Below are 17898 nucleotides of genomic sequence, written 5' to 3'. Positions count from 1 at the left end.
AAAAATGCGGTTTTAAGTCGAATTTTTTAATATATTAAGAAAGGAATGAATTATTATGAAAAAAACAAAAGTGTTGCTTGTAGCTGATGGAGGGGTTACTCCTGAATTAATGAAGAAGATGTTTGAACTTGAGAAATATGGTGCCGATGTTACCATGGTAGAAGACAAGGATATGTATGCAATGGGACCTATTACAGATCGTATGCTTCAAATTGAAAAAGGTGGTGTCAATGCAGCTCCAACGTGTGAAGCACTTCTTGAAAATTGTAGGGACAAGGATATAATAGTGGTTCATGTCGCATCAATAAACAAGGAAATAATAAATGCATGTGAGAAATTGAAATTAGTTGCAGTTCTGAGAGGCGGATATGAAAATGCGGATGTAAATGAGCTTACTAAAAAAGGCATAAAGCTTATAAATGCACCATGGAGAAGTGCAAATGCCGTAGCTGATTTTACCGTTGGTATGATGATTGCAGAAAACAAGAATATCGCCAGAAGTCACAAGATGATTTTTGAAGGAAAATGGTGCAAAAAATTTGTAAATCAAAAATATATTCATGACATGCGTGAGTGCACAGTCGGTATAATTGGATTTGGATATATAGGACAAAGAGTTGTTGAAAGGCTGAAAGGTTTTGGATCAAAAGTTGTAGTATATGATCCTTTTATCGATCCTGAAATAATAAAAAATCACGGCTGCATTCCTGTAAGTCTTGATCAACTTTTGAAACAATCGGATTTTGTAACAGTTCATCTTAGACTTTCTGAGAAAACTGAAAAGTTTATTGGAAAGAAGGAACTTGAAAAGATGAAATCTACAGCATATCTTATAAATACGGCACGTTCAGGACTGGTAGATACAGATGCACTTGTCGATGCCCTGAAGAATAAAAGGATAGGTGGAGCCGCAATAGATGTATTTGACCAGGAACCACTTCCATCAGATAGTCCTTTTCTTGAACTTGACAATATTACACTTACATCACATCTTGCAGGTACTTCTTGCGATACCATGAAAAATTCAGTTGAAATAGGATTTGATGATATTAAAAATTATCTTCAGGGGCTTCCTATGAACAACGTTCGAAATTGACATATTGACAAAACCCGCGTATATGGTTAGCATGTAGTTGTATTATGATTGAAAATCAAAAGATTGGAGAATGTTTGGTGGAAATTGGAGAAAATAAATTTTATGTAATTCCGTCTGTTAGAATCAATAAAAACATAGCTTATGCGCTTTCTCTTGATAATGAATATGTACTTTTAAGTGAAGCTCATATAGGAAATTTGGGACCTATGGTATCAAAATGTCATAAAAACGGTAAAAAAGTTATAGTGAATGCGGAGCTTATAGGCGGGCTGAATCTTGATAAGACAGGCATAAATATGTTGAAGAAGATGTATAAGGTGGACGGTGTTATAAGTGCAAATACTCCAAAAGCAAACATGATGAAGGATATTGGACTTTTCACAATTCAGAGGGTTACACTGATGGATTCGAAATCACTTGATACTTCATTGAAACTTATTTCAACTTCAAAGTGTGATGCAATAGAGATCAGACCATATTTATACGGACTTAAGTTCAGCGATGAAATAAAAAAAGCAAGGAATGTTCCAATTTTTCTTGGTGGATTTATAGATGAAATCAATATGGCTTTGAAGGCCAGGGAAAGAGGTTTTGCAGGAATAACTACGAGTTGTATGAGTCTCTGGGACATTAAAACAAAATAGTATGAGTTGAATAGGAAATTGAATTCAGCTGGAGGTCATGATAGTGGCTTTTGGCTGAATTTTTTTATTAAATATTTAGGGAGGAATAAAAATGTCACTTGTAAATTTGAAAAGTATATTGGATGATGCACGAAAGGGAAAATATGCAGTTGGTGCGTTTGACGTAAGCAATAATGATATGGCGATGACGGTTATAGAGGCTGCTGAGGAATTGAAGTCACCTGTAATTCTTATGGGCCTTGCTGTGGATCTTCAAGGAAACAAGCTTAAGTATTGGACTGACTGCTTGAGAGATATGGCTGAGAAAGCAAGTGTTCCAGTATGCCTCCACCTCGATCATGCAACAGATGTGGAATTTATAAAAAAGTGTGTTGATAGTGGCTTTACATCTGTAATGTTTGATGGATCTGTACTTCCAATTGAAGAAAATATGAAATTTACCAAACAAGTTACAGATTATGCTCATAAGTTTAATGTTTCTGTAGAGGCAGAGCTTGGACATGTTGGGGACGGAATTGTTGGAAATTCAGAAACAGGTCAAAAAAAGAAAAAAGGAGAGTATGATAATCCTGATGATTTTTTGACAGATCCAAATGAAATGGAACATTTTATAGAAAATACTGGAGTCGATGCTCTTGCAGTTGCAATAGGTACTGCACATGGGGTATATGTTCATGAACCAAAACTTCATTTCGACAGGCTTGATGTATTGAATAAGAAATCAAAGGTTCCTATGGTAATGCATGGTGGTTCAGGAACACCGGATGATGCATTAAAAAAATCAATACAGCTTGGAATATGTAAAATAAATATTTTTTCAGAGATGCTAACTGGATTTTTTACTTCACTGAAGGAACTTTTAAATTCAGAAGAACATATGGCCATATGGCCGTCAAGTGCTTATGCAAAGCCGCTTGAAGCAATGAAAATGGTTGTAGAAAGTAAAATGAAGCTCTTTGGTTCTGCTGGAAAGGCAAAATTATAGATTGGTTTTCAATCGATGGGGTTATGAAAAAATAAAAGGAGGACTGTGTAAATTTCCACGGTCTCCTTTTTATTATATCTATAAGGTAGACTTTATATCCAGTATGTTTTAAAATAATAGGATGTAATATTATATTATAGAAAGAAGGGTGCTTTATGAAAAATCCTGTAGTAACAATCGAGATGAAAAATGGTGGAAAAATAAAAATAGAATTGTATCCTGAAGTTGCACCGAATACAGTAAATAATTTTATATCACTTGCAAAGAAAGGTTTCTATGATGGAACTATTTTTCACAGGGTAATACCTGGATTCATGATTCAGGGAGGAGATCCGGAAGGTACTGGTATGGGAGGCCCTGGGTATTCAATTAAGGGAGAGTTTTCATACAACAATTTTAAGAATGATTTAAAGCACGAAAAAGGAGTGATTTCAATGGCAAGGACCATGGATCCTGATTCGGCGGGTTCTCAGTTCTTTATAATGACAGAGGAAGCACCACATCTTGACGGTCAGTATGCGGCATTTGGAAAGGTGATTTTTGGAATTGAAGAAGTTCTTAAAATAGCTTCTGGTAAAAGAGATTACAATGATAGGCCGATCGAGGACCATATAATGGAAAGTGTTACTGTGGATACATTTGGAGAAGAATACAGTGAGCCAGACAAATTTTAAATTTTTAATACAAAAAATTTTGACCGCTTTAAATTTACTTAAGGCGGTCAAAACCGTATAGAGAATTAGTTTAACTTTTGTTGAAAATTGTAATTAAAAAGCCTATTAATAATCCGAAGAATGCAGGCAATATCCACCCGAAACCATAATCAAAGCCAGGTAAATATAAATGTGCAAAATTAATAAGATCTAATATCACCGCGTTTTTTGACAAAGGATCAGGAAGTGCTTTGCATAAATCGAAAAATGCAGCTATGACTGTTAAAACAGTTGTCCATTTATAGATAGTGCTCTGCCTGTGTATTACTGGAGTCAAAATGGATAATAAAATCAAAGTGATTGCCAGTGGATACAGAAACATTAGAATTGGCAGTGAAAGCTTTATAATTGTATTTAGTCCGAAGTTGGCGAGTATAAATGAGCATATTGTAAACAGAACTGCGTATTTTTTATACGAGATAGTTTCCTTGAACATTTCCTTAAACATCTGAGCACAGGAAGTTATAAGCCCTATGGCTGTTTTTACACAGGCGACTGTTACTATTGCAGCCAGTAATATTTGGCCTGTAACTCCAAAATAATGACTGCTTACCATGGATAAAATACTTCCGCCATTGTCAGCACGGGATATACTTCCTAAACTAGTGGCACCCATATAAGCCAGGGATGCATAGATAAATGTCATGGCTATAACACTTACAAGGCTGGACTTACATGTTTCCAAAGCAATTGATTTAGAATTTTTTATACCAAGTTTTCTTATATTGGAAATAATTATAATGGCAAAAGCCAAAGATGCCAGAGCGTCCATGGTGTTATAACCATCTAAAACCCCAGTAAAAAATGGCTGGGTGGCATATTGACCACGGGCAGCATATTGACTAACTTGTCCCATTGGTTTTATAAAGGTTACAATTAAAAGTATTGATAAAAGCACCAGAAAAATAGGAGTAAGATATTTGCCAATCCAATCAAGAATCCGTCCCGGTTTTAGAGAAAAGTAAATTGTAAAAATGAAAAAAATAAGAGAGAAAATAAATAATCCAATTTTTAAATAGTTGTTGGATATAAAAGGATGAATACCTATTTCAAATGCAACTGTAGCGGTACGTGGAATAGCAAATAACGGTCCTATGGTAAGATACAATAGGCAGGTGAAAATTTTTGAATAATTTTTACCTACTGGATTTGCCATGTCAATCAGACTTTCGCTTTTTGAAAGTACTGAAGCTACTATCCCTAAAATAGGCAGTCCCACACCTGTAATTAAAAATCCAATTGTTGATGCTAATGTGTTGCTTCCAGATTCCTGACCCATTTGAACAGGAAATATCAAGTTTCCTGCACCAAAAAATAGCCCAAACAATAAAGAACCTATCAATAGATTCTTCTTAAAAGTTAATTTTTCTTCCATAAATAGATTGTCCCCCCCAATATGTATAAGTATATTACACAAAAAAATAATAGCATAGTTAAAATTAAAATACAATTTATAAATCAATTGACTCGTAGACAGTCAAAGCCTCTAGCAGTCTTTTAAGTATTTGGCAATATATATATTTGATATCAAAGATGACAAAATATATGCTAAAACTGTCGCAAATGATGCACCGGTCGAACCTAGTTTGCTTATAAGTAGTATGTCAAGTGGTATAGTTGCGAGTCCTGTTACAAGAGAATTTATAAAATTCACCTTTACTTTTTTCATGCTGGCGAGTATGTTGCCGGCGGGTATTCTAAATGTGCCTGCTATAAGATATCCGATAGACAGTATTCTAAAGTTAGTAACAGAATCCGAATACTGTTTTGTAAATACTATATTTACAATTAATGGTGCGAAGATTACAAGAACCGCAGTTATGCAGGCGTTGAATATAAACAGATATTTTATAAATATGCTGTATTTGTCTTTTATCCATCTTCTATCATTCCAGTGTCTTGCGAAATAAGGATACACGAAAGTTATTATGGATGCAGGAATAAAAGTTAGATTTAGTGGAATAAGTGAAGCTGCAGTATATGATGCCACAATTGAACTGTCCTTCAATATAAGGCCTACAAAAAATGTATCCATGACAAGAAGAAACTGTGACATGGCATTTGTAAAGCAGCATACAAACGAATATTTGAAAAACTCCCTGCGTTCTCCTATTTCAGGATATTCTATATATCTTAATTTTTTTATCTGCCCGCGTACAAGATATATTCCGATTGCAATGGATATTATATAAGATATATATCGTCCTGCTATTATACCTTTTACACTGAAATATTTCCCGAGAACCATGTTGCCTAAAAAGTACAAAACTGTGTTTATGACAGATACTGATGAATACTCAGTATTTTTAAAATCTACTCTCAGGAGTGTTTGAATTTCGTTAAAAAATATAGTAAGTAGTGGTATCAGGGAAAAGTAAAATAGTATTTCAGTGCTTCCTTCTACAGGAAGTGTAAAAAAGCTTGTGTATATCAAGATGCATGCTGCAATCAAAAGATTGAAAAGACTCCCTATTTTAAGTGCGTACTTGAAAAATGAGAGTTTTCTATCCTCCGATTTTTCCATACTGCAGTATTGTAGCGCTCCAGGTACCATTCCAAGGCCTTCCAGAAACAGAAACATGTTCAATATGTTCTGTGCATAGGAGAATTTTCCATATAATTGTTTGCCAAGTATCCTTGTTAAAAAAATTAATATCCCAAATTGTATAATCTTGTTTATGAAAGTTGCACTGAATATTTGTACAAAACCTTTCTTTAATGCATTTTTTATTATATTTATATCCTTCATAAAGTCCTCCACCTACAGATTTTAAAAGTCACAAATAATTATAGCATTTTGTATAATATCTGACTAATTAATATATGTAAATTGTTGCATCTGAGGTTTATTTCGATTTTATCATGCGCCACAGTGTAGTTCTGCTTATTCCAAGACTTTTAGCGGCTTTTGTCTGGTTGCCGCTGAATATATTCAAAACTTCAAGTGCAATATTTTTGTTTATTTTTGAAAGTGGAAGTGATATGTCTATGGGCTTTCCATGGGATTTTGGATAAAAGGAAGTTGGCGATATATTTTTTTCTTTTTCCAAGACCTCTGTTACTTCTTCGGAAGATATATATGTGTTGCTGCTCATTATGGCCAAGTCTTGCACAACTCTGCTAAATTGAGTGTAATTGTATGGCCAATCGAATTCACGGAGCATCTTCATGGCTTCTTCGGAAACGCCAAGGAATTGTTTTGACATGTCTATGTTTATTTTGTTTAGATATAAATTTACTATTGAGTCTATTCGGGATTTATTGGATCTGAGTGTAGGTAAATTAAGTATGAAGCAGCGGAGTTCATTTACAAATTCCATTATATTTGAATCAAGTGGTTTTTCAGAGGAGTTTGTGCATGACAGTATTATTCTGTTTCTTTTTGAAATTTCCATGTCAACCAAGGCATTTAAGAGCTGTCTCTTATAGTCTTCGGATAAAATATCTATATCCTTGAAAAAGATAGTATTGCCTGAGTCACAAAGAGGGGAGTTGTGATGATTTAAAAGGTATTTCCATATTTTGAAATCAACCAGAGAACAGTTTATTTCCACAAAAGGATGATCCTTTATGGAGCTTTTGAGATATATGATTTTGGCGATTTGTTTTTTGCCGGTTCCGCTTTCGCCTGATATGATTACAGGATAAAGGTTTTGATTTATTTTTGAAATTGTATCGGTAAGTCCGGGAAAGGAACCTATTACGCTGTACGTGCTGTCGAAATAATTCTTCCTGACATCTTCAAAGTTGCTGTAGCTCACTCCGCACCTGTTACCAGTATTTGGAGAAGTGCTTGTTCTTATGTAAAATACAGTGTATTGTGTTTTCTCAGACAGAAATTTTTTTGAGTGAATCGAATAAAGTGTTTTTCCTTTACGATGTACAAAGTATCTTTTACCATTTGAAGGTATCTTGTTTATTTTTTCTCTTAGAATATCCAGGACCGCCGTAGTATTATCAGAAAGTGTAGAATATAATAATTTCCCGTTTGCTGCAAATACTATGGTATTTGAATCCTTTCCATGAATAAGCTGTCTCAAAAAATGATTTTCTGATCGTAAGTGATTGTAGTTTGTGCAGTATGATATTGATGTATCGATTGCAGTTTTAAGACTTTCAATTCCAGATGTTATTAAAAATGCATTCATGTCAAACTCTCTGGCAGTAGTGTAAGTTATCATGTCACAGAGAACTGAATCATACATTTCGGAGTTTAGTTTTTTGAGTACTGATGAAGTTTCATTTTTTGAACTTATTGAAAATACATCCACTTTATATGGAAGAAGTTTTCTTAAAGACAGTAAATTTTCTATAATATTTGAAAAACCTACGACAGCAACTTTTTTGGTATCTGCACAGGCAAGTTTGAGAGCCCTTAAAATGTCGTATGCAGAAGTCGTTATCTCTATTACAGGAAGCGATACGAATTTTTGTATTAGTCTGGCAGTACCGCCTCTTGAAATTATAACGTCATAGTTGCCGTGAAAATTGCTTTGAGCAACTTCAAGGCCCCTTCTCAAATCACCTATTGTAATCGTTAATTCTATATTTTTATAACCTTCAGAGACTTTTAAGAGTGAAGATTTCATGCTTTTATATGGTGCAATGGCTAAAATCCTTACTTTGGATGGCATTTTAAATATCCTCCTGACAAATTTGGTTTAAAAATGAAACACTATATATAATAATTATAATTATAAAGAAATAAAATGCAATAAATACAAAAACGTTTCATATTTAAACGAAAAAATTAAATGTTTTCATTTCACAGAAAAAATCCCTTTAGTATAATAAATTTAACAGATATGAGAAATTAATTTGCTGATTTTAGGGGGCACTTATGATTAAATTATTGATAATAGCAGATGACTTTACAGGGGCATTGGATACAGGAGTGCAATTTACAAATTGTGGGGCCAAGACACATATGATGATTGGAACTACAATTGATTATGATGAAATTGCTCCTGGTGTAGAGGTACTTGTAGTGGATGCAGAAGTACGTCATCTCAGTGGAAATGAAGCCGGTAAAATAGTGTTTTCGATTGTAAAAAATGCAAAAGCTAAGGGAATACCAGGTGTGTATATAAAGACTGATTCTGCACTGCGGGGTAATGTGGGAGCTGAGCTTGAGGCAGCGCTTAAGGCAAGCAAACAGGAAAGACTTCACTTCATACCTGCGTATCCGGAAATGGGACGTACAACTGTTAATGGCATACATTACATAGATGGTATTCCTGTTTCTGAAAGTGTTTTTGGACATGATCCTTTTGAACCTGTTCAATGCTCGAATATAAAGAATATTATAAATTTACAAACTGACATTCATGTAAATACACTTGGAAACAAAGTAATAAACAACAACTGTGATTTAAGTGGAATTTTAGTATATGATTCCAAATCAACAGAAGATATAGATAACATAGTGAAGTCGCTTGTGGAAAACAATGAGCTTGGTATTTTAGCAGGATGTGCAGGATTTGCAGGGGTACTGGCTAAAAAGATGAAGTGGGCAGGGAATAAAAGCAAAATTCCAGTGATAGGTGGAAAAATGCTTATAGCTTGCGGTAGTGTAAATCCAGTTTCTATTGCCCAGTGTGATTATGCAGAAAAAGAAGGTATAGTGCGTATTGGATTTACGTCCGATCAAAAATTGGACTTGAACTGGATTAAAAGTAATGAGATGGATAGTTTTGTAGAAAAACTATATGATCTGTGCAAAAAAAGCAATATGGTAATTCTTGATACAAGTGATAGAGAAGATTTCGAAAGTACTGTAAAGCATGCAGCAAGGATTGGAATGTCTCAAGGTAGGATGAGAACAACTATAAGCACTGTCATGTCGGCGGTACTTAAGAAGTTGATTGACATTGGATTCAACGAAACAGTTTTTATTATGGGGGGTGATTCACTTGTAAGCTTTGTATATTATTTTGAAATCAAAGAGGTGTTTCCTGTATGTGAGATAGAACGAGGTGTTGTACTTTCAAGGTTCAAATATAAAGACAGAATGCTGAATGTTATTTCAAAATCCGGCGGATTCGGTAAGAAAACATTATTTAATGATTTACCAGGCATGTTGTCTAAATTAAATGAGAGGAAGAATATTTCAGATGATTAAACAATACAATTTAAAATTGCCCAATGCAGTGTATAGTGGTGAGAATTCACTTGAAAATATAAAATCAATTCTTAATGAGAACAAGGTAAAGAAGCTTGCTGTTTTTACAGATAAAGGTATAGAAAAAGCCGGACTTTTAGATTATCCGATGAAGTTTGTGAATGAAATCGGTGTTGAGACATTGATACTTGATGATTTGCCTGCTGAGCCTACATATGGACAGGTTCAAAAGCTTGTAGATAAGTTTAAGGAAAGCAGCGCGGATTTTATTATGGCTGTAGGTGGTGGAAGCGTAATGGATACAGCCAAGCTTTCAAGTGTTCTTGTTACAGAAGAGTATGGCGTGTATGAGTTGCTTGAAAATCCAAAGATGGCAAAAAAGTGTGTAAAAACATTGATGATACCAACAACAGCAGGAACTGGAGCTGAAGCTACGCCTAATGCAATAGTGGCAGTACCTGAAAAGGAACTAAAGGTTGGGATTGTAAATGATAGTATGATTTCGGATTATGTAATATTGGATGCTGTTATGATAAAAAATCTTCCAAGGAAAATTGCATCTGCTACTGGAATTGATGCACTGGCTCATGCCATTGAGTGTTTTACAGGAAACAAGGCCAATCATTTTAGTGACATATTTGCACTTGAAGCATTGGATATGATTTTGAACAATATAGTAAGGGCTTGCGATGATCAATGCGCCATGGATGCAAAAAACAAGATGCAGATTGCAAGCTTTTATGCAGGAATTGCCATTACAACCTCAGGTACAACTGCGGTACATGCACTTAGTTATCCATTGGGAGGCAAATATCATATTCCACATGGAGTTTCTAATGCAATTTTACTTGTACCGGTAATGAATTTCAATAAAGATCTATGTACAGATAGGCTTGCCGCAGCATACGATAGATGTGTTCATCCAAGTAAAAATTGCAGTACAGTTGATGAAAAAAGTGATTTTATGATAAGCGAGCTTGATAGAATTGTAGAACACTTGGACATTCCTAAATCACTTTCAAGTTTTGGAGTACCATCGAGTGATCTTGAGTCTTTGGTAGATTCGGGAATGCAGGTTACACGCCTGCTTGACAACAATATGAAAAAAGTCACCCATGAAGATGCCAGAAAAATTTACAGACAAATAATGTAACTAATATATTTTATAGAAGGGAAGTTTTTAAGATGAAAAAAGTTGAATTGAAAGGAATAATTCCTCCGATAATTACCCCTATGAATGATGATGAGTCTATAAACGTTTCTGTTCTCAGAGAACAGGTAAACCGCCAGATAAAAAATGGTGTCCATGCAATATTCTGTTTTGGAACAAATGGCGAAGGTTATATTTTAGATGGGAAAGAAAAACAACTTGTTCTTGAAACTGTAATTGATGAGGTGAATGGCCGTGTACCTGTTTATGCAGGAACAGGATGCGTTTCTACAAAAGAGACAATTTCCCAGTCTAAAATGGCAATGGATGCTGGTGCTGATGTTTTAAGCGTTATTACCCCAAGCTTTGCTGCAGCAAGCCAGGATGAACTTTATGATCATTATGCTTCTGTTGCAAAAGCGGTAGACATACCAATAGTTTTATATAACATTCCTGCACGTACAGGAAATGCTTTGTCAGCTGAAATCGTTGGAAAGCTTGGTAAAATACCCAACATTATAGGAATAAAAGATTCTTCCGGAAGTTTTACAAATATACTTGGATATTTGCAGTCTTCATCACAGAACCCAAATTTTGATCTGCTTTGCGGAAATGACCAGTTGATTTTATGGACTCTCAAGGCAGGCGGAGTAGGCGGAATTGCAGGCTGTGCAAATGTCTATCCTCATACAATGGCAGAGATATATAATTGTTATGTTGAAGGCGAGTGGGAAGAGGCAAGGAAATATCAGGACAGCATAGCAAGCTTCCGAGCCTGCTTTAAATATGGAAATCCGAATACAGTCGTAAAAACTGCAGTTTCACTGCTCGGATACAATGTAGGAAAATGCAGGGCACCATTTAATAAACTTCCGGAACAGGGTATAAATGCGTTAAAGAAAGTACTTGAAGAAAACAAGAAGAAAGGAATGCACTAAATATGAAATCAAAACCTGTAATTGGAATTACAATGGGAGATGCAGCAGGTGTAGGCCCTGAGATAATTGTAAAGGCACTTGATCATAAAAATGTATATGATATTTGTTCACCTGTTGTTATAGGAGATGCAAAATTTCTAAAGAAGGCTGTTGAAACTTCCGGCTTGAATGTAAAGATAAATGCAATTGATAATATAAAGTCTGCCAAGTATTTGCATGGCGTTATAGACTGCATTGATATTGATATTCTACCGGAAAAGTTACAACTTGGGAAAATGTCACCGGATGCAGGAAATGCAGCATTTCAATTTGTAAAAAAGGCGGTTGAACTTGCCAAGAATAAAAAAATACAGGCCATATGTACGGCTCCCTTAAATAAAGAAGCACTGCAAAAAGGAGGTCATGCATTTGCAGGACATACGGAGATTCTCGCCCATTTGACAAATACGAAAGATTATTCGATGATGCTTTCTTCGCCTAAATTGAAGGTTATTCACCTTACAACACATGTTGGCCTTGTAAAGGCGGTTGAGATGATAAATCCAGATAGAACGTATAAGGTAATTAAACTTGCACACGAGGTTTTAAGCAGGGCAGGATATGAAAATCCGAGAATAGCTGTTGCTGGAATAAATCCGCATGCAGGTGAAAATGGATTGTTTGGAAATGGCGAGGAAGAGGAAAAACTTTTGCCGGGGATAAGAAAAGCACAAAAAGAGGGCATAAATGCAACAGGACCATATCCGCCGGATACAGTATTTTTGAGGGCTTTGAACGGAGAGTTCGACATTGTTGTGGCGTGCTACCATGATCAGGGGCATATTCCAATAAAGGTACTTGGAATGGAAGACGGAATAAACGTAACAGTAGGATTAAATGGGGGAGTCATACGGACCTCTGTTGATCATGGAACTGCTTTTGATATAGCAGGGAAAAACGTGGCAAGTGAAAAGAGCATTCTGTCTGCAATTAATGCTGCAGTTGAATTACTTCCAAAAAATAAATTATCGTAAATAAATCAAGTCAGTGTTTCAGGAAAAATTATGTTTTACTGGCTTGATAAAAAATAAAAAGGATGTGAAAGTATGAAAGTTATATCTACGTCTCCGTCATTTGCAAAATATTCTAAGGAGCCGGTTGAGTATTTGAATAAGAATGGAATAGAGGTTGAATATCTTCCTGCTGATATTTGTGAAGCTGAATTTATAAAAAAAATAGATGACGTAGATGCACTTATAGTTGCATTTACGGATATCAATGAAAACGTATTAAAGAATGCTCCAAAGTTGAAAATCGTATGTAAGCACGGTGTAGGGGTTGATAATATTGATCTAAATGCAGCCCGAAGAAGAAATGTATATGTTACAAATGTTCCAAATGCAAATAAACATGCAGTAGCAGATTTTACATTTGGATTGCTGCTTTCTTTGTCAAGACAGATTCCAAGAGCAGATTTTCTTACGAAAAAAGGTGAGTGGCCTAGAATTTTTGGGAATGATGTTTATGGAAAAACTCTAGGAATCATAGGACTCGGCAATATTGGGAAAGAGCTATCTGTTAGGTCAAGTGGATTTAATATGAATATACTTGCATATGATCCTTTCCCGGACAAGGAGTTTGTACAGAAAAATCAAATTAAATTGGTGTCAATTGATGAACTTTTAAAGAAAAGTGATTTTGTGTCAATTCATATACCACTTTCAGAAAAAACAAAAAACTTAATCGACTACAGCAAGATAAAGCTTATGAAAAAAAGTTCATATTTAATTAATGCTTCAAGAGGAGGGATTGTGATTGAAGAAGACCTTCATAAAGCTTTAAAAGAAAAAGTGATTTCAGGTGCTGCCTTGGATGTGTTTGAATCTGAACCGTTAAAGTCAAGTGGCTTGTTTGAATTGTCAAATGTTATAACTACGCCGCATATTGCAGGATATACTGCAGGCGCTACAAACATACTCGGAATGACATGTGCTGAGAATATCGTGGAGGTGTTAATAAGTGGAAATATGCCTAAGTTTGTTGTAAATGATTTGAAAAAGTATAATTAGGGGGGTATATTCTTTGAATGACAATAAAATGACAAAAGTTAGATGGGTTATTGCAGCTATGATGTGGGCTGCAATAGCAATCAACTATATTGATCGCACTGTGCTTTCAACAGCTGCACCTCACATTTCAAGTGAATTTAAACTCACTTCTGGAGAAATGGGAATCTTGATGTCTGCGTTTTTTTGGTCATACGCATTACTGCAGATTCCTGCTGGATGGGTAGCCGATAGAATAGGACAAAAAAAGACGCTTGGCTTTGCTGTTGGATGGTGGTCTTTAATTACATCAATCACGGGTTTGGCTACAGGATTCAAGTCACTTTTGGGATTCCGAATAGGACTTGGGCTGGGAGAAGCAGGCGCATATCCTAGTAATGCAGGGATAACGTCAAAGTGGTTTCCAAAGAGAGAGCGTGCCACAGTTTCTGGATTGTTTGACAGTGGATCAAAGTTTGGAGGGGCAGTTGCAATGCCTTTAATAGCATGGCTTATTGTTGTTGTGGACTGGAAATGGACTTTTACTATAATAGGGGTTTTAGGAATAATGTGGACTATAATATGGATGATTTATTACAAGGATAGTCCAGAGCAGCATAAAGGTGTAAATAAACAGGAACTGGAGTACATTTATCAAGATAAGTCTGAAGAAAATAAAAATTCTGATAAAAATCAGCCGATGAAATGGTATGAATTGTTGAAATATAGAAATATATGGGCTATGTGCATAGGGTTTTTCATGATAAACTACAATTCATATTTTTTTATAACCTGGCTTCCTACGTACTTGGTCAAAGAGAGAGGTATGAGTTTGCTAAAGATGGGATTCGCTGCATCTCTTCCACTTTTATGTGCCATGCTCGCGGAGGTTGCAGCAGGATGGTTGTCCGACAAGATTTACAATAAGAAGATATTGTCATTGACTGCAACTAGAAAAGTTTTTATGATTTCAGGACTTGTCATGGCATCGTTCATAGGAATTGCAGCATTTACAAAGTCAGTTACTTTAGCAATAATCTTACTATGCGTGGCCAAGTCGGGAACTACTATTGCGGCGTCTCAAGTATGGAGCCTTCCGGGTGATGTTGCACCTAAGAATATGACATCTGTTGTAGCAGGAATGCAAAACACTGTTTCGAATATGGGGGGAGTTGTAGGACCTATAGTTACAGGGTTTATAGTTGGTGCAACAGGATCATTTGTACCTGCACTTTTGTTTTCTGCATTTTTGATAATACTTGCTATTCTCAATTATGCATTTTTGCTTGGAAAGGTTGAACGTATAGAAGTCAAGGAAAATATTTTAGCTAAGTAAATTTTTATGTGGAAAAGAGATGGTACTTACAGTATTTTGATGATACTAAAATTGAAAATGTGACATATGAAGTATCGAGTAAAGTAAAAAATGTTATATATAGTATGGATTTAAAAGGAAAAAAAATAGCTGTTGGGATCGGAATCAGAGGAGTTTCCGATTAGCCCAAATAACAAAAGCAGTTATTGATTCTCTAAGGGAGGCAAGGGGCATGTCCGTTTATAGTTATGGTCATGGGAACTCACAGTGTAGTCAAGATAAATGCGTTACTGGATGTTGAAGTAATAGGAGAATACGAATCTGGATTTATAGTATATGTAGCGAAAAGTGTATTGTATACAGAGGAGATTAAATCTAATCTTCATGTAAAATCATTTTAAATAGTTTGGTATAGTTTTAAGCTATATCAAACTATTTGTTTTATGTATTTCACTATACCTCGGAATTATTGTATAATTTAAACAGGATTTTAGTTAAGTGCAATTATGAGGAGGAATATAAAATGAGTAAGATACCATATAAATATGATATAGTAGGAAGTTTTTTAAGACCTGAAGAATTAAAAGAAGCAAGAAAAAAGTATGAGAAAAATGTTATAGGCAGTGAAGAACTGAAGTTAGTGGAAGATAAATGCATAAGAGAACTTGTGGAAAAACAGAAAAAAGCAGGTCTTGTAACAATTACAGATGGAGAATTTAGAAGAAGCTGGTGGCATCTCGATTTTATGTGGGGATTGAATGGAATAGAAAAGGTAAGTCCAAAGCAAGGCTACTCTTTCAATGGTGAGCAAACAAGAGCCGAATCCGCTGCAGTTACAGGAAAGATAAGCGGAGAGAATCATCCTTTTGTACAGCATTTTAAGTTTGTAAAATCTCTTGAAACAGAGGGAGTTACAGCAAGACAGACTATTCCAGCGCCAGCACAGCTTCTTGCTGAAATCCAGAGGAATACCGGAGAGAAGCCGGTAAGCTTTTATTATAAAAGCCAGGAAGAACTTGTGGATGATATTGCAGCTGCATACAGGACTGTTATAAAAGATCTTTATTCTGCAGGATGCAGAAATATACAGTTTGATGATTGTACTTGGGGAATGTTTTGTGACAGGAAATACTGGGAGGCAAGACAGGGAAAATCCGTAGATATTGATGAACTTATGAATCTTTATCTTATGGTGAATAACAAGGCTATTTCAGGAAAGCCTGAAGATTTGGTTCTTACAACACATGTGTGCAGGGGAAATTATCATTCAACATGGGCTTCGGAAGGGGGATATGCTCCGGTTGCAAAAATACTTTTTGACAAAGAAAATGTAGATGGTTACTATCTTGAATTTGATGATGAACGTTCAGGAGATTTTGAACCATTAAAGCATGTATCAGGGGACAAAAAGGTTGTTCTCGGTCTTGTAACTACAAAAAAACCTGAGCTTGAGGATGAAGGGTTTATAAAGAAGAGAATACTTGAAGCATCAAAATATATACCAATCGAAAGACTTAGATTAAGTCCGCAGTGTGGATTTGCATCTACGGAAGAAGGAAATTCTTTAAGCGAAAAGCAGCAATGGGACAAGATAAAACTTGTAAAAGATATAGCAGAGAGCGTTTGGAATAACTAAAAAAATACTGCCGGAGGATTTCCGGCAGTATTTTTTTAGTAAGCAATATTAGATGCTTGAATCATATGCGTCAGGTGGTGCTTTTAAAATAAAAACTATTACAGACACAAGAAAAATTGCAAGGGCAAAGGCAAGTACATACTCGTAGAAAAAACGTGCAAGTACAAAACCATAGAAAAGCGAGCCTACTGGGATGGATATCTGACATGCAATTCCTAGTACTGCGAAAAATCTTGAGCGCATTTGATTGGGAACCATCTTTTGAAAATTTACAGTTATAGGTGTATTTATTCCTGAGGTAAATAATCCACATAGAAGTATTGAGATTCCGAGAAACAAAAACAATTTCAAGCTTGCGCCATTTGTATATGAGGACATAGAAGGACTTACAAAAACTGCAGTTATAATTAGTGCAGCAGTTTCGAGGATTAGAGAGCCCTGTATGAGATACTTATTACTGAATTTTTTGAAAAATATACTCAAGGCTATATTTCCGAAAAGTATGCCTACAGTGAAAAGTGAAATCAAATTCCAGAAAGCCTTTGAGTATATATGGAAATACCACATCTATAAAGGGTGCAACAATTAAATTTGTAATCATGAAAAATATGAATAAGTTTGACAGGGCGGAATTTTGTCGAATGAATTTTATCGATTCATTTGATTCTTTAAAGAAAGATTTTATGGTTATTTTGGAATCGAGTATACTGTTGTTTTTATAATTTATAAAAAATGATGATATACCTGATATCATAAAGGAAAGTCCGTTTAAAAGGAAAATTGCCTTTATTCCGAATATTCCATATAAAATTCCGCCTATGCATGGACCTATAATCATGGATACTGCATCACTAGAAGCTCTAAGGGAAGTTGCACCTTCAATACTATCCGGTGGTATAAGTTCTGGAAGTATTGCTGTAGATGATGCAAGGAAGATGCTGTCCATTACAGACACCAAGGCTTGTACTAAAAATAGGGTGTAAATAGTTAAAGTACTGCAGATAGCAAGATATGACAGAAACAATATAAATAGCGCTCTTAAAAAGTCGGATGCAATTATGATGTTCTTTCTGTTTTTTTTGTCACCGAGAATGCCTGCAAAAGGCAATGTTATAATGTTGGGCACAATGTTTATAGCAGAGAATATCCCCATTGCCATGGAAGAGTTTGTAACGTCCAGTATATACAGAGGCATTGCTATTTGCTGTATGCCGGTGCCTATATATGATATGAATCTTCCAAACATATATAATGATAGATTTTTTCCAAGTTTCAT

At 35.3% G+C, this 17898-nt stretch carries 17 protein-coding genes; 12 read left to right on the top strand and 5 right to left on the bottom strand.

Going from position 1 to position 17898, the window contains the following annotated elements; genetic code table 11:
* The first annotated feature begins 55 nt into the window (after positions 1-55).
* The 4 genes from AC4CVH_RS03820 to AC4CVH_RS03805 all read left to right on the top strand — a co-directional run bounded on the left by AC4CVH_RS03820 (position 56) and on the right by AC4CVH_RS03805 (position 3399).
* Positions 56-1096, top strand: coding sequence for a 2-hydroxyacid dehydrogenase (locus AC4CVH_RS03820; protein WP_490786412.1), 1041 nt, complete (start codon positions 56-58; stop codon positions 1094-1096).
* Between the two features lie 44 nt (positions 1097-1140).
* Positions 1141-1740, top strand: coding sequence for a glycerol-3-phosphate responsive antiterminator (locus AC4CVH_RS03815; RefSeq protein ID WP_490786411.1), 600 nt, complete (start codon positions 1141-1143; stop codon positions 1738-1740).
* 91 nt (positions 1741-1831) lie between these two features.
* Positions 1832-2725, top strand: coding sequence for a class II fructose-bisphosphate aldolase (locus tag AC4CVH_RS03810; protein ID WP_490786410.1), 894 nt, complete (start codon positions 1832-1834; stop codon positions 2723-2725).
* 155 nt (positions 2726-2880) lie between these two features.
* A complete protein-coding gene (locus AC4CVH_RS03805) occupies positions 2881-3399 on the top strand; it encodes a peptidylprolyl isomerase (protein WP_490786409.1) in 519 nt (172 codons plus the stop codon).
* Between the two features lie 70 nt (positions 3400-3469).
* On the opposite strand, the gene brnQ is transcribed toward AC4CVH_RS03805, so the two are convergent.
* From brnQ to AC4CVH_RS03790, 3 genes are all read right to left on the bottom strand, one after another.
* A complete protein-coding gene (gene brnQ, locus AC4CVH_RS03800; protein WP_490786408.1) occupies positions 3470-4813 on the bottom strand; it encodes a branched-chain amino acid transport system II carrier protein in 1344 nt (447 codons plus the stop codon).
* A gap of 111 nt (positions 4814-4924) precedes the next feature.
* Entirely contained in the window at positions 4925-6187 is a 1263-nt protein-coding gene (locus AC4CVH_RS03795; RefSeq protein ID WP_490786407.1) for an oligosaccharide flippase family protein, read from the bottom strand.
* 97 nt (positions 6188-6284) lie between these two features.
* Positions 6285-8072, bottom strand: coding sequence for a sigma-54-dependent transcriptional regulator (locus tag AC4CVH_RS03790; protein WP_490786406.1), 1788 nt, complete (start codon positions 8070-8072; stop codon positions 6285-6287).
* A 206-nt stretch (positions 8073-8278) separates the two neighbouring features.
* Here AC4CVH_RS03790 and AC4CVH_RS03785 point away from each other — a divergent pair, with 206 nt between their 5' ends.
* The 8 genes from AC4CVH_RS03785 to AC4CVH_RS03750 all read left to right on the top strand — a co-directional run bounded on the left by AC4CVH_RS03785 (position 8279) and on the right by AC4CVH_RS03750 (position 16622).
* Positions 8279-9559, top strand: a complete 1281-nt coding sequence (locus AC4CVH_RS03785; RefSeq protein ID WP_490786405.1) for a four-carbon acid sugar kinase family protein — start codon at positions 8279-8281, stop codon at positions 9557-9559.
* Positions 9552-10712 (top strand): iron-containing alcohol dehydrogenase, encoded by a 1161-nt coding sequence (locus AC4CVH_RS03780; RefSeq protein WP_490786404.1) that lies wholly within the window; start codon positions 9552-9554, stop codon positions 10710-10712. The genes AC4CVH_RS03785 and AC4CVH_RS03780 overlap by 8 nt, the downstream gene beginning before the upstream one ends.
* 32 nt (positions 10713-10744) lie before the next feature.
* The gene (gene dapA / locus AC4CVH_RS03775; RefSeq protein WP_490786403.1) at positions 10745-11647 is read left to right on the top strand and encodes a 4-hydroxy-tetrahydrodipicolinate synthase; all 903 of its coding nucleotides are present in this window, start codon (positions 10745-10747) and stop codon (positions 11645-11647) included.
* 2 nt (positions 11648-11649) lie between these two features.
* Positions 11650-12660 (top strand): 4-hydroxythreonine-4-phosphate dehydrogenase PdxA, encoded by a 1011-nt coding sequence (gene pdxA, locus AC4CVH_RS03770; protein WP_490786402.1) that lies wholly within the window; start codon positions 11650-11652, stop codon positions 12658-12660.
* Positions 12661-12732: 72 nt separating this feature from the next.
* Complete coding sequence (locus tag AC4CVH_RS03765; RefSeq protein ID WP_490786401.1) at positions 12733-13695, top strand: phosphoglycerate dehydrogenase; 963 nt, start codon at positions 12733-12735, stop codon at positions 13693-13695.
* A gap of 13 nt (positions 13696-13708) precedes the next feature.
* Complete coding sequence (locus tag AC4CVH_RS03760) at positions 13709-15007, top strand: MFS transporter (protein WP_490786400.1); 1299 nt, start codon at positions 13709-13711, stop codon at positions 15005-15007.
* 227 nt (positions 15008-15234) lie between these two features.
* Entirely contained in the window at positions 15235-15387 is a 153-nt protein-coding gene (locus tag AC4CVH_RS03755) for a hypothetical protein (protein ID WP_490786399.1), read from the top strand.
* Between the two features lie 122 nt (positions 15388-15509).
* Positions 15510-16622 carry a 5-methyltetrahydropteroyltriglutamate--homocysteine S-methyltransferase gene (locus tag AC4CVH_RS03750; RefSeq protein ID WP_490786398.1) on the top strand — a complete coding sequence of 371 codons (1113 nt, stop codon included), beginning with the start codon at positions 15510-15512 and terminating at the stop codon, positions 16620-16622.
* Between the two features lie 48 nt (positions 16623-16670).
* On the opposite strand, the gene AC4CVH_RS03745 is transcribed toward AC4CVH_RS03750, so the two are convergent.
* The gene (locus AC4CVH_RS03745; protein WP_490786397.1) at positions 16671-17105 is read right to left on the bottom strand and encodes an MFS transporter; all 435 of its coding nucleotides are present in this window, start codon (positions 17103-17105) and stop codon (positions 16671-16673) included.
* The gene (locus tag AC4CVH_RS03740; RefSeq protein WP_490786396.1) at positions 17077-17898 is read right to left on the bottom strand and encodes an MFS transporter; all 822 of its coding nucleotides are present in this window, start codon (positions 17896-17898) and stop codon (positions 17077-17079) included. The genes AC4CVH_RS03745 and AC4CVH_RS03740 overlap by 29 nt, the downstream gene beginning before the upstream one ends.

This window comes from Clostridium pabulibutyricum (assembly GCF_058242705.1).
This window is presented reverse-complemented; position numbering and strand designations above follow the sequence as displayed.